Source organism: Parapusillimonas granuli (genome assembly GCF_013416525.1).
GTDB classification, from domain to species: Bacteria; Pseudomonadota; Gammaproteobacteria; order Burkholderiales; family Burkholderiaceae_B; genus Parapusillimonas; species Parapusillimonas granuli.
In genome coordinates this window covers 37,834-50,718 of record NZ_JACCEM010000007.1, presented here as the reverse complement: position 1 = coordinate 50,718, position 12,885 = coordinate 37,834, and the positions used below count along the sequence as shown (strand labels likewise).

The following is a 12,885-nucleotide window of genomic DNA, read 5'->3' as shown; positions in this document are numbered from 1 at the left end:
TGCACCCGAAGTTTTCTGAATTATCTGAGTAGGCAATTTAAGGCAAGAGAGGGGACTAATGTCGCGGGCATCTTCATTCGATCAGTCTTTTTGTATAAAGACGCTTGAGCGCGTGCTATGGAAGAGAGATTTCCTCAGAGTCCCTGCTGCTGGTCAAGCGGCCCTGCGAGACCAACTCCTCAGTCAAGCGCTTGCATCAGCCATTTCCCATTTCGACCCTCCATCCATACCCCTGGCAGGATTCCCTCTTAAGGGAAAGACTGTTTATCGTTTAGCCAGGCATCAAGACGAGCTGGTGGAGCGAAAACTTCGACTGAACTTAAAAAGGTGTACTTCACTGGCGGCAGATGGTCGATCTCAGATCGTAAAAAATCTCAAGCTCCTCCTAGAAGAAGGAGTGCCTTATCGAATTTATCGTTTGGATATTCGATCATTTTTCGAGTCTTTCCAGAGAAAACATATTTTTGATACCGTTTCCAGCATCAAGAACTTGAGTCCGCATAGCAGGAAGTTAATCGAGTCGCTGCTTGATGCCCATACTGCGATTGGAGGTAGTGGCGTACCAAGGGGGCTGTCCATTAGTGCTGCGCTATCAGAAATTCTAATGCAGGATTTCGATCAGAAGATGCGCTGGGGCAGAAATATATTTTACTATTCTCGGTACGTCGATGACATCATTATTGTCTCGTCAGCAAGGGAAAATGAAACAGATTTTCTACGTGAATTACGCTCTTGCCTTCCTCCCGGACTTGAATTAAATCCTGATAAGAAGAATGTTGCCGCAGCGACCACCAGGGTGGCAAAAGAAGATTCCGAAATCGCGCCAAAACTCCTTCAGTTTGACTATCTTGGCTATCAATTCTTGGTCAAAAATCCCACGAAGCAGGAAGCAGGAAAAACTAAGGACGGAGAGTTGTACCGAAAAGTCCACGTAGATATCGCAAGAAAGAAGATCAAACGAATTAAAACAAGAATTGTCCGCTCATTCCTGAGCCATGCCAAGTCTAATGACTGGGGATTGCTCCGTGATCGCATCGCATTCTTGACACAAAATTTCAGTGTCTATAACCCGAAAGCAGGTGGAAAGAAAGTCGCCGGGATATATCATAGCTACCCATTGATTTCAGAGGGTGCTGCCGGCCTAAAAGACCTGGATAGATTTCTTAGAAATGCAGTTCTATCGAAAAAGGGTCGGGTTTTTTCGATAACGAACACAATAATTTCTGCACATCAGAAGCGCCAATTACTCGCGTACAGCTTTGCGAAAGGGCACAGCAACCGTAGCTTCATCCACTTCTCCGCAACACGAATATCTCAGATTCAGAGTTGCTGGATTTACTAAGGCGATAAAATGAAGAAAAACCGAATTCGCCGCAGCGACTACAACAGAGTTCTCATTACAGAGACCACTCCGTTCGAAACCCCAATCATATTCTCGAATGATGGGCTCTATGATCAGATTGCTACCCTAGATAGTGCTGACCATGTGCAAAGTACCGTCATCAAATCTCTGGTCTTGCATGCTGGCATAAGCAAACCACCAAACTCGACCATACCATATACCTATAAAATCAAGAAAGACTCAAAGAGTTTTCGGCGTCTTGCTCTATTGCATCCGGCCTCCCAATGGAAAACAAGGGTTTTCTATGAAAAATATGAACAGCTAATAATTCACTATTGCTCGATAAGCCCAGCGTCCATCCGCGCGCCCAAAACAGTCGCAAGTAGCTTTTATTCAAAAAGCTCTTGGGAGAATATTAACAAGTATAAAACCGGCTCCATTGCCCTCGACGGGCTCGACAAGTATGTCAAGCATGCGCCCTCTTTTTTTTCGTATAGAGGATACGACCGCCTGTATAAATTCTTCAATTCGAGAGATTATCTCGCATTGGAAAAAAAGTTTTCTTTTCTAAAGACGCTTGATGTCACAAAATGCTTTGACAGCATCTATACCCACTGCCTTTCTTGGGCAGTTAAAGACAAACCTTTTACCAAGTCGCACGTTAATGTCTCCTCGACTTTTGCCCAAGAGTTTGACGGCGTCATCCGCCACGGAAATCATAATGAGACAAATGGAATTCCGATAGGCCCTGAGGTGAGCAGGATTTTTGCTGAAATACTATTTCAGGAAATTGATCGACGAGTTATACAAGAGCTGGTGGACTTGAAATTTGGTCAACATTATGAATTTCGACGCTACGTAGATGACGTTTTTATATTTGCTCGAGATGAGTCCATTGCCAATAGAATTCACGATAAATATGCAGATGTTCTAATTGATTTCAACCTTCACACAAACACAGCGAAGTCCACATGCATAGGAAGGCCGTTTTCCTCATCCAAGGCAAGGCTTGTCTATGACGCAGGACAACAAGCCAATTCATTTTTTGAAAAATTTCTTGAGCAAACTGGGACGGGAGTGCTCAGCCCCAAAGGTATCCATAACAAATGGAAGTTAACCAAAAGCTACATTGACTCAGTAAAGGCTCTATGTCATTCAAATGAATCGACCTATGATGAGATTGCGTCCTTCTTAATTTCAGTGATTACCGAGCGAGTCAAGAGGCTGGTTAATCATGACGACTCTTCGAGCACCATACAAGATGGCGAATATGTTGATGCATTTATTGTGTTGCTCGACGTATTGTTCTTTCTTTACAGTGTTGCCCCCTCTGTTGGCGCGTCGTACAAACTTAGTACGTCCTTAATTTTGGCCGCACGATTTAGCAAGAAGCATTTACCTGCTGGATATCCAACCGTACATCAAAAAATTTTTGATCTTACCTGTTCATTGCTGCATGACCAATGTGGCATGAAGCACGCCGGCGATATTGAAGGATTTGTTCACCTTGAATCTTTTAATATTGCATTAGCAACGCGGGAGCTGGGTGATAATCATCTGTTGCCGCCAGAGATTATTGATGAGCTTTTTGTCAGCGCGGGGAAGTTAACATACTTCACCATTGTTGCCTCTCTGTTCTATGTGCGAGATTCTAATGTGTACCAAGAACTGAGGACTAAGCTTCTGGATGCGGCGATGGGAAAATTATCTGATCTTTCTGATGTCTTGATGAATAGCGAAAAGGCCCATCTCTTACTCGACCTACTTTCGTGCCCCTATGTACCCGATAAGCAGAAGACTGCTTGGATCAAAAGTCTCTTTAGAACCCTTCAATTTGCCCAGCCCAGCAAAGCGGATTTGCAGAAATTTTTGACGGGCATTAATACGAGCCATGCGCAGGTGGATTGGAATGATATTGATCTGCTCAATTCTTTAGAGAAGAAGGAGCTGAAGCAAGCGTATTAGGTTACACTCGCCTGCGAAGGAAGGGTGTCCCCTCATCTTCTGCTGGTTCGCCAGTGGCTGAAGCCGGTGCTCGCAAGAGCGCCATTCAGTATCGACTCGTGCGTATGGTCAGCAATGACAGGAAATATGGGACGGTGCTTGAGTGGTGCACAAGTCACTTCGGTGGCTTGTGCATCCACACACTCAGTGGGGCCCCTTCCTTCACCTCCCTTTGTCGAAGCAAAAAGGGGCCGAAGCCCCAGGCTCAGATCAGGCCACGTTCAGCAAAGGACGCAGTGTCGCTACCGGCGACAATGACATGATCCAGCGTGCGCACCTCCACCAGTCCCAGCGCATCCTTGAGCCGCTGCGTCAGCACCTTGTCGGCACTGCTTGGCTCAGGATTCCCGCTCGGATGGTTGTGCGAGAGGATGACCGCCGCCGCATTGAACCTTAGCGCTTCCTTGACCACTTCGCGCGGATACACCGATGCACTGTCGATGGTGCCGTGGAACATCTCCCGGTACTCGATCAGCCGGTGGTGCGTATCCAGAAACAGCACCGCAAAGACTTCATGCTCGAAGCCTGCCAGCTTGTTGCGCAGGTACTCCTTGACCAGCGCTGGCGAAGTGAACTCAGCACCACGGTGCATCTTCAGCTCAATGGCCTGGCGTGCCGCTTCAAGAATTTGATCCACCGATGCCGGCGAGTAGCGCCCCTGGGCGTCACGCACCAGCAAAGCGTCATCGAACGAGGAAAAGGAAAGTTGCGACATGATTGTGCTCCGGTTGCTCGGGCGGAATTGCCCGGAACCGTGGCCAGCACGGCGCAGCGCAAGCAGTCAGGGATCGAAGACGGCCGATAGGCCGCAAGCGTGCGAGCACGCGAAGTCATTGACGGCGAGAACGCCGTGATACGGTGAAGGGGACAGCAAGACCGCCTACACCCCGCTCAGCCACACACCCGCCGTTGGCAAGTGCGCAGCACGCGCAGGCCCGGATCAAGGATCCAGGCCGGAGGCATCAGGGATCAGCGCCGAATGGCTGTGATTTGGCACGAAGCACAGGGCGCAGCCCGCGAGCCCGACGGCGGTACGCCGGGACGAACGACTATGGCTTATCGTCCTTGAGGGACAGCGTTCCACGAGATTCGAGCAGACGCCGCGTGTTCTCCAGCTCTTTTTGCAGCAACTCTGCATCCGGCAGCACTGTCCGATAGTTCGCAGCCATCACCTTGGTCGGCAAGCCATCCAGCGCATACCGCGCCAAAGCATGGCCCTTGTCGGCACACAGGATCAGACCCACCGGCGGATTCTCGTCCGGGTAGGCCCAATGCTCCTTGGCATAGTTGCAGTACATATGCATCTGCCCCACATCGGCATGGGTCAGGCTGCCCAGCTTCAGGTCGATGATGACCAGGCAGCGCAGCTTGCGATGGAAGAACAGCAGATCCACCCGATACCAGGTCTGATCGATGCGCAGACGACGCTGCCGCCCGACGAAGGTGAAGCCTTCACCCAGCTCCAGCAGGAAGTCTTCCAGCCGCTGAATCAAGGCCGCTTCCAGGTCGGATTCCGAATACTCGTCCTTGAGGTCGAGGAACTCCAACACATACGGGTCTTTGATGGCATCGTTGGGCGTGACGGCATCCTCGGGCTTGGCCACCGAACCCTTGAGCAGCATCGCCGCCTTGTCCTTGGACAAGGCTGTGCGTTCGTAGAACTGGCTTCCGATCTGCCGGTCGAGCTGACGTACGCTCCAGCCACCGCGCAGCGCTTCGACCTCGTAGAACTGGCGGGCATGGTCATCCTTGACCGACAGCAGCCGTACATAGGCCGACCACGGCAGCGTGAAGACCTGGGCCAGTTCGGAGAGGTCGAATTTCCGAGACACTGTCTGGGATTTCTCGGCAGGCGACTCATTTCCCAATTTCCCAGACAGTGTCTGGGAAATCTCGGGCTGGGAGTACGCGAGGAAGAAACGCCGCATGCTCTCCAGGTTGTTGACACCGAACCCACGTCCGAATCTAGCCGTCAGATCGGCGGACAACCGTTCCATCAACTGCTCGCCGTAACCTGCCCGCCGTCTGCCTTTCTGCTCGGCTTCGACAATCCGGCGGCCAATCTCCCAATAACTGGCTGTCATCAGTGCATTGACACTGCGCGCCGCCGCCTGGCGCGCAGCATCCAGCAACTCCACGATGCCGCCATGGATGCCGGCATAGCCAGTTGGTAAGGCGGCACGTTTCCCCGCTACTGCCGGCGTCTTCCTTGTCATGCTGTCACCTCCATAGAACGGGACGCCCCGGTAATCGCCAACCGCCGATTCGCCACCAGTTCGGCCGCGTCCCGTACCGGCTTGTCCTCGGTATGAACATAGTGCATAAACATCGCCACGGTCTTGTGGCCTGTGAGCTTCATGCCCACCTTGGTCGGCACGCCCGAATTGGCAATATCGGTAGTCGCCCGGTGGCGGATGCCATGCGTGCCAACGTGGGGCACGCCAGCGGCCTTGAGCACGCGCGTCCAGCCGCCGTAGTGTTCGCCGTGGGTCATGTGCCGGGTCGGGTCATTCGGCGACGGCAGGACATAGGGGCAACCATCCCGGCGCGGCGCGGTGGACAGCAGCCGATAGGCTTCCTCGCTCATGGGCTTGGAAATGCCACCTGTCTTGCTGTCAGGCCAGACGACGCGGCGCTTTTCCAGATCAATCCAATCCCACTCCAGCGGGCAGATTTCAGAGCGACGGGCGGCAAACTCGAATTGCAGGCGGATCGCCAGTGGGATGACGTAGTTCTCCAGTCCTTCCGCCTCCAGATGCTCCAGGTGGCGGAAGATCCGCACCAGCTCGTCATCCACGATGAGCCGGGTTTCCTTGCCGGGCGGGTACATCGGGACGTGACGGCACGGATTCGTACCGTCCGGGCGCAGCCCCCACACTTCGGCCAGGTTGAACATCTTGCGCAGCACGCCAAAGGTGCGGTTGGCCTCGGCCTGCTTGTAGGCCAGCTTCTTCATCAGCGCCGCCACGTCAGGGCGCTTCACATCCTGCACCTTCATCCGGCCCATGATCGGGATGATGCAACGGTCAATCACGCCCTGATAGCCGCGCTGCGTGCTGGGCTTGTTGCGTTGCTTGGAGTAGTCCTCCATGAAGGTGTGGCAAAACTCCTTCATGGTCGGTGCCTTGCGGGCGGCGTTCTTGGCCGCGCTGGGGTCGCCGCCCTTGCGCACCTCGGCCAGCCACTCCTGCGCCATCGTGCGCGCCTGATCGACCGTCAGTTCCCCGTACTGGCCCAAGGCGGGCTTGCGTCGCTCGCCAGCGTTTGTGCGGTACTGGAGCATGAACACCTTGCGGCCCGCTGGGGTGATCTTGCACAGGAAGCCGGGCACCACGGTATCCCGCAGTTCGACTGCCTTGTCTTGGGGGTGTGCCGCATCGACTGCGGACTTGGTGAGCTTGATCTTCGCCATGATGACTCCTCGGAAAGCCCGGTTTCCAAGAGCCGCATGGGAGCCACGCGAGGGGAAGCCGGGTCAAGTTTCGGAAAGCACCGGCATATGTTGAGCTCGCCTAAGTGATTGATAAACCTGCTGTATCGAGCCTTGGCGTAGTTCAGCGAATTGCGGTACTGGAGTCATCGTGAAACAAAAAAAGGCCCGCGAGCCCGAAAGGGCCGGCGGGCCAAGCAACCCGGCGCGCAGGCCGGGCAGCACTGGCTGGTCATCGCTTGCGGAACAGGCCGCTCAGTATGGCGAGCACGGCAAGGACGATGAAGATGTAAAAGAGGATCTGGGCGATGGACGCGGCGCCGGCGGCGATGCCTCCGAAGCCCAGGAACGCGGCGATGATCGCGATCACGAAAAATACGGCGGCGTAGTACAGCATGGCATTCTCCTTGTTCGATTCGGCCGGTCGGCGGCTTGCCGCCGCCGGCGCCTATCGATTCTTGTCGAAGAATTCCTTGACTTCGCGCTCGGCTTCTTCGCGCGTCCGGCCGTAGCGTTCCTGCACCAGGCCCGCGAGCTGTTGAGCATTGCCATTGATGCGGGTCAGTTCATCGTCGGTGATGTCGCCCCAGACGGCTTTGGCCTTGCCCGCCAGTTGCTTCCATTGACCCTCGATGGTGTCTTTATTCATGGTCTTGCTCCTTGTTTTTCACCAGCGGCGGGAACAGCCCCGCCGCCTTCCGTCAAGCTGCCCGGTCCGCGAATCCGTTCACGAACGGACGGGCTTGTCACTAACGTAAACGATTCCCGGAAGCGCAATCCACACAAAAGCCCAGCAAATGTAACAAGAATGGTAGACATGGTGCGTCACACCGGCCGTGCGCAACATATGCTTAACAAACAGCCGGCGCTGTAACCGGCGCCAAAGCCGGTGAAGGCTGGTAAACTGTACAAAAATACAGCTTAGCTTCCGTTTCATGCCGTCCGCCTCGCCCCTGCCTCAGCCTTATTACTACCTGGACAACTTCCAGTTCGTCCTCGACTGGCTGCAGGCCCGCTATCCGGATCTGCTGTCACCCGAAGAACACGGGTTCATGCGGGATTTCGCCGGCCTCGAACGCCCCTCGCGCGCCCTGCTGGTGCGCATGGCCATGCGCAAGGGCGATCTGTTCCGGGCCGACCGGCTGCGCTATCCCGAAATCGGTGATCCGGTGGCCGCCGCGGCGCCGCTTGCGGCCGCGGGCTGGGTGGAACGCGATCCGTCGCTGCGCATCGACGAACTCTTCGGCCTGTATACCCGCGACGACCTGGCGCAAGCCTTCGGCGACCGCCTCGCCCAAGCCGGCCTGGCGCGGGCCGGGAAACGCACGCAGCTGGAATACCTGCTGGCCCTGTGCCCGGATGCGCGGCCCGTCGCGCAATGGCTGGGGGCCGCCGCGGCCCCGGTGTACCGGCTGCGCATCACGGACCTTTGCGAGCGCTACCGCCTGATGTTCTTCGGCAACCTCAGGCAGGACTGGACGGAGTTCGTCCTGGCCGAGCTGGGGCTGTACGTGTATGAAAAAGTCGATTTTTCGCCCTCTTCCCGCGCTTTCCAGCTGCGCAGCGACGTCGACGACTACCTGAGCCTGCACCGCTGCGCGGAAACCCTGGACCAGGAGGCCCGGGACGAGGCCGTGGACGCCGCCGTCGCCGCGATCCCTTCCGCGCCCTTCCGGAACTCCTGGCTGGAAACGCGGCGCGCCAGGCTGCTGTTTCGCGCCGGCCAGCACTATGAACGGCGCCGCCACTGGGAGGCCGCCTCCCGTTGCTACGAGCACAGCGGCCACACCGAAGCGCGCGCCCGCCACGTGCGGGTGCTGGAGCGCCAGGAACGCTTCGAGGACGCCTTGCGGCTGGCTCGGCTCGCGCTGGAAGACCCGGCCGACGAGGCGGAGGCGCAGCGGCTGCAGCGCGCCCTGCCCCGGCTCCTGCGCCGCTGCGGCCTGCCGCCCGGCCGTCCGCCGATCCGCTTCGATGCGGAGCGCCTGGATCTCACGCTGGCGCAGGACCCGGGCGCCGGGCGCGTCGAGGCCGAAGTCCTGCGGCATTTGCGGCAAGATGCCGCGCCCGTGTTCTACGTGGAGAACACCCTGGTCAACGGCTTGTTCGGCCTGCTGTGCTGGGAAGCCATCTTCGCGCCGGTTCCGGCCGCTTTCTTCCATCCCTTCCAGGCCGCTCCCGCCGACTTGCTGCGGCCGGGCTTCCATGCCCGGCGGGAAGCCCTTTTCCAGACCTGCCTGTCGCAACTCGACGACGGGCGCTATCGGCGCACCATACGCCGGAACTTCCAGGACAAATCGGGCGTGCAATGCAGCTTCGTGAACTGGCACGCGCTCGACGAGTCCCTGCTGGAATTCGCCCTGGCCTGCATTCCGCCCGCGCACCTGGGCAGGCTGTTCGCCCGCCTCTTGGGAGACATCCGCGGCAACCGCTCGGGGCTGCCCGATCTGATCCAGTTCTGGCCGGCCGACCAGCGCTATCGCATGATAGAAGTGAAAGGCCCGGGCGACCGCTTGCAGGACAATCAACGGCGCTGGATCGCCTACTGCCGGCAGCACGGCATTCCGGTCAGCGTCTGCCACGTAAGGCGTCCCGCGGCGTGAAGCACATCGTCGCCGTGCGCGCGCTCTGCGAGTTCGGCGCCCGGACGGGCGACCTGGGCCTGCGCTTCACGCCCGGCGCCACCGCCCAGGAAGGCATCGAAGGGCATGCGCTGGTCCGGGCAAGGCGCGCGCCGGGCTATGAATCCGAAATTCCCCTGGCCGGCGAATTCCAGGGCCTGCAGGTGCGCGGGCGCGCCGACGGCTACGACCCCGTGGCCAATCGGCTGGAAGAAATCAAGACCTGCCGCGGCCGCGCGGAAACCATACCGGAGAACCAGCGGGCCCTGCACTGGGCGCAAGCCATGACCTATGCCCACCTGCTGTGCCGGGACCGCGCGCTGGAGCGCGTGCAGGTCGTGCTCGTGTATTTCGACGTCGACGATGGGCGGGAATCGATGCTGGCCCGGGACTGCGCCGCCCAGGACCTGGAGCGCGGCTTCCAGGCGCTGTGCGGGCGCTATCTGGCCTGGGCCGAACAAGAGGAACGCCATCGGCAGGCCCGGGACCAGGCCTGCCAGGCGCTGGCCTTTCCCCACGCGGACTTTCGCGCGGGCCAGCGCACGCTGGCGGAATCGGTCTACAAAGCGGCCTGCGGGCAACGCCGGCTGATCGCCCAGGCGCCCACCGGCATCGGCAAGACCGTGGGCACCCTGTTTCCCATGCTCAAGGCCGCCCCGCGCGAGCGGCTGGACAAGATCCTCTTCCTGACGGCCAAGACCTCCGGCCGGCAGGTGGCGCTGGACGCCCTGGCGCGCTTGCTGGGCGGCGCTGCCGCCGCCGGCGGCGACGGCCCGCGCGTGCTGGAGCTCACGGCCCGCGACAAAACCTGCGAGCACCCCGAGCTGCTCTGCCACGGCGAATCCTGCCCCCTGGCCCGGGGCTTCTACGACAAGCTGCCCGAGGCCCGGCGCGATGCCGTGCAGGCCGCCGGCAGCCTGGACCAGTCCAGGCTGCGGGACATCGCGCTGCGGCACGAACTGTGCCCGTACTGGCTGGGCCAGGAACTGGCCAAGTGGTGCGACGTCATCGTGGGCGACTACAACTACTATTTCGATACCAGCGCCTTGCTGTACGCCCTGGGGCGCGAGCGGCAATGGCGCGTGGCGCTGCTGGTCGACGAAGCGCACAACCTGCTGGAACGCGCCCGCGGCATGTATAGCGCGGAACTGCGCGAAGAGGACATCGCCGCGGCCCGCGCCGTGGCGCCGCCCGCGCTCAAGAAGCGGCTCGACGCCCTGCTGCGCGGCTGGCGCAAGGCGTTCCGGGACCAGGATCAGCCCTATCGCGCCTATACGGAACCGCCCGCCGGCCTGGCGCCTTTGCTGCAGCGCGCCGGCGTCGCCATGGCCGAGCACTTCACGCAGGCGGCCCCGGCGCCCCACCCTGACCTGCAATCCCTGCATTTTGCGCTCCAGCACTTCCTGAAGCTGTCCGAGTCTTTCGGCCCGCATTCCATCTACGACTCCACGCCGGCGCCCGCGGGCCGCCGGCTCGCCACGCGTCACGACCTGTGCCTGCGGAACATGATCCCCGCCCCGCATCTGCGCGAGCGCTTTGCCGGCAGCCACGGCTGCGTGCTGTTCTCCGCGACGCTCACGCCCTGGAACTTCTATCGCGACACGCTGGGCCTGCCCGAGGACACCGCCTATGTGGACGTCGCCGCGCCGTTCCAGGCCGCGCAGCTGGAGGTCCGCGTCGCCGGCCACATCTCGACCCGCTACGCCGACCGGGAGCGCTCCGCCGAGCCCATCGCGCGGCTGATGGCGCGGCAATACCGGCGGCGCCCGGGCAACTATCTGAGCTACTTCAGCAGCTTCGACTACCTGGAACGCTGCGCGCGCGCCTTCATGCTAGGCCATCCGGACATCCCGGTCTGGACGCAATCGCGCCACATGAGCGAAGCCGAGCGCAACGGCTTTCTGGCACGGTTCACGCCCGACGGTCGGGGCGTGGGCTTCGCCGTGCTGGGCGGCGCGCTGTCCGAAGGGATAGACCTGCCGGGCACGCGGCTCATCGGCGCGTTCGTATCGACGCTGGGGCTGCCGCAAGTGAACCCGGTCAACGAACAGCGCATGCGCTGCATGGAACAGGTGTTCGGCAAGCGCCGCGCCTATGACTACGCTTACCTGTACCCCGGCCTGCAGAAGGTCGTGCAGGCCGCCGGCCGGGTCATCCGCACGCCCACGGACCGGGGCGTGCTGTATCTCATCGACGACCGCTACCGGCAGGCCCGGATACGCGCGCTGCTGCCGGGCTGGTGGCGGGTGGATTATGATGTCGCTACCCAAAACCCGACTCATGACGAAGGCGGCTCGATGCAATGAATCCGGCGATCATACCGTGGGCGCTTTCAGGCGGCGCAGCCGTGGCGGTGGGATTCGCGCGCTTCGCCTATGCGCTGATCCTGCCGGCCATGAAAACCGACCTGGCCCTGAGCTACGCGCAGGCCGGCTGGCTCAATACGGCCAACGCCCTGGGCTATCTGCTGGGCTCGCTGCTCACCATTTATCTGATCGGCCGGCTGGGCAACAAGCGCCTGTTCCTGGGCGGGCTGGCGGTCACCACGCTGTCGCTGCTGGCCAGCGGCCTGACGCGCGATTTCACGCTTCTGACCGTCTTCCGCTTCCTTTCGGGATTCGGCGCGGCGGGCGCCTTCATTTGCGGGGGCGTGCTGTCGGGCGTGGTGGGCACGCGGGCCATCGTGATCTTCTTCAGCGGCGGCGGCATCGGCATGCTGCTCACCGGGGCGCTGCTGCCCTGGCTGTTCGATTTTGCCGGGCCGGGGGCCTGGACATGGGCCTGGATCGCCTGCGGAGCGGTCTGCATACCGCTGTCGCTGGCGGCGATCGCCGCCATGCGCGACATCATCGAGCCGTCGGTTTCGGGCGCGTCGGCGGCATGGCCGCTGCGGCCCTGCCTGCCGGAACTGGCGGGCTATTTTCTGTTCGGCCTGGGGTATATCGCCTACATGACGTTCGTGGTCGCCTGGCTGCGCCAGAGCACGATCGACACGCTGCCGCTGGCGGCCACGACCTCGATCATGTGGAGCACGCTGGGGGTGATGACGCTGCTGGCGCCGGTGCTCTGGAGGCGCTTGTTCAACGGCAGGCGGGACGGCCTGCCCATGGCCGCGTCGATGCTGGTGCTGGCTGCCGGGGCGGCCCTGCCGCTGGCGCTGCCCAGCATCCTGGGGATATGGCTGTCGGCGGCGCTGGTGGGCGCCAGCGTCTTCATGGTGCCTTCGGCCGCCACGGGTTTCGTGAAGACGAATCTGCCGAAGCCGGCCTGGGGCGGCGCGCTGGCCGTGGTCACCAGCCTTTTCGCCATTGGACAGGCCATCGGCCCCGTCGCCGCGGGCTGGATCAGTGATCGTTCGGGTTCGCTGTCCACCGGGCTGGCGGTGTCCGCGGCGGTGCTGGTGCTGGGGGCCGGCATCGCGTTGCTGCAAAGGCCGCTGAGGGACGGGCAAGCGGCGTGACGGCTAGGCTGGATCCAGCCGAGGAGGC

The 12,885-nt window shown here is 60.1% G+C and carries 10 protein-coding genes; 5 read left to right on the top strand and 5 right to left on the bottom strand.

Features of this window, described 5'->3' with window-relative positions; translation table 11 throughout:
- Positions 1-58: 58 nt before the first annotated feature.
- Entirely contained in the window at positions 59-1,342 is a 1,284-nt protein-coding gene (drt3a, locus tag H0A72_RS13725; RefSeq protein WP_180156249.1) for an antiviral reverse transcriptase Drt3a, read from the top strand.
- 9 nt (positions 1,343-1,351) lie between these two features.
- Entirely contained in the window at positions 1,352-3,307 is a 1,956-nt protein-coding gene (gene drt3b, locus H0A72_RS13720; protein WP_180156247.1) for an antiviral reverse transcriptase Drt3b, read from the top strand.
- A 244-nt stretch (positions 3,308-3,551) separates the two neighbouring features.
- Here drt3b and radC read toward each other — a convergent pair whose 3' ends face one another.
- From radC to H0A72_RS13695, 5 genes are all read right to left on the bottom strand, one after another.
- Positions 3,552-4,061, bottom strand: coding sequence for a RadC family protein (gene radC, locus H0A72_RS13715; RefSeq protein WP_180156244.1), 510 nt, complete (start codon positions 4,059-4,061; stop codon positions 3,552-3,554).
- 334 nt (positions 4,062-4,395) lie between these two features.
- Complete coding sequence (locus H0A72_RS13710) at positions 4,396-5,562, bottom strand: PDDEXK nuclease domain-containing protein (protein WP_180156242.1); 1,167 nt, start codon at positions 5,560-5,562, stop codon at positions 4,396-4,398.
- A complete protein-coding gene (locus H0A72_RS13705; protein ID WP_180156240.1) occupies positions 5,559-6,758 on the bottom strand; it encodes a tyrosine-type recombinase/integrase in 1,200 nt (399 codons plus the stop codon). The genes H0A72_RS13710 and H0A72_RS13705 overlap by 4 nt, the downstream gene beginning before the upstream one ends.
- Before the next feature lie 250 nt (positions 6,759-7,008).
- Positions 7,009-7,173, bottom strand: coding sequence for a DUF1328 domain-containing protein (locus tag H0A72_RS13700; RefSeq protein WP_180156238.1), 165 nt, complete (start codon positions 7,171-7,173; stop codon positions 7,009-7,011).
- Between the two features lie 51 nt (positions 7,174-7,224).
- Complete coding sequence (locus H0A72_RS13695) at positions 7,225-7,425, bottom strand: CsbD family protein (RefSeq protein WP_180156236.1); 201 nt, start codon at positions 7,423-7,425, stop codon at positions 7,225-7,227.
- 286 nt (positions 7,426-7,711) lie between these two features.
- Between H0A72_RS13695 and H0A72_RS22205 the strand changes: the two genes are divergently transcribed.
- From H0A72_RS22205 to H0A72_RS13680, 3 genes are read left to right on the top strand one after another with little or no spacing between them, the layout of a single operon-like run.
- Positions 7,712-9,379, top strand: coding sequence for a VRR-NUC domain-containing protein (locus H0A72_RS22205; RefSeq protein ID WP_180156233.1), 1,668 nt, complete (start codon positions 7,712-7,714; stop codon positions 9,377-9,379).
- On the top strand, positions 9,376-11,703 hold the full coding sequence (locus H0A72_RS13685) for a helicase C-terminal domain-containing protein (protein ID WP_180156231.1): 2,328 nt from the start codon (positions 9,376-9,378) through the stop codon (positions 11,701-11,703). The genes H0A72_RS22205 and H0A72_RS13685 overlap by 4 nt, the downstream gene beginning before the upstream one ends.
- A complete protein-coding gene (locus H0A72_RS13680; protein WP_180156229.1) occupies positions 11,700-12,857 on the top strand; it encodes a YbfB/YjiJ family MFS transporter in 1,158 nt (385 codons plus the stop codon). Before H0A72_RS13685 ends, H0A72_RS13680 begins: the two co-directional genes overlap by 4 nt.
- Positions 12,858-12,885: the final 28 nt, after the last annotated feature.

Excerpts from the sequence above, each read along its gene's own strand:
- drt3a (WP_180156249.1), top strand. The coding sequence starts at position 59 with ATGTCGCGGGCATCTTCATTCGATCAGTCTTTTTGTATAAAGACGCTT.
- H0A72_RS13680 (WP_180156229.1), top strand. The coding sequence starts at position 11,700 with ATGAATCCGGCGATCATACCGTGGGCGCTTTCAGGCGGCGCAGCCGTG.
- drt3b (WP_180156247.1), top strand. The coding sequence starts at position 1,352 with ATGAAGAAAAACCGAATTCGCCGCAGCGACTACAACAGAGTTCTCATT.
- H0A72_RS13705 (WP_180156240.1), bottom strand. The coding sequence starts at position 6,758 with ATGGCGAAGATCAAGCTCACCAAGTCCGCAGTCGATGCGGCACACCCC.
- H0A72_RS13700 (WP_180156238.1), bottom strand. The coding sequence starts at position 7,173 with ATGCTGTACTACGCCGCCGTATTTTTCGTGATCGCGATCATCGCCGCG.
- radC (WP_180156244.1), bottom strand. The coding sequence starts at position 4,061 with ATGTCGCAACTTTCCTTTTCCTCGTTCGATGACGCTTTGCTGGTGCGT.
- H0A72_RS13710 (WP_180156242.1), bottom strand. The coding sequence starts at position 5,562 with ATGACAAGGAAGACGCCGGCAGTAGCGGGGAAACGTGCCGCCTTACCA.
- H0A72_RS22205 (WP_180156233.1), top strand. The coding sequence starts at position 7,712 with ATGCCGTCCGCCTCGCCCCTGCCTCAGCCTTATTACTACCTGGACAAC.
- H0A72_RS13695 (WP_180156236.1), bottom strand. The coding sequence starts at position 7,425 with ATGAATAAAGACACCATCGAGGGTCAATGGAAGCAACTGGCGGGCAAG.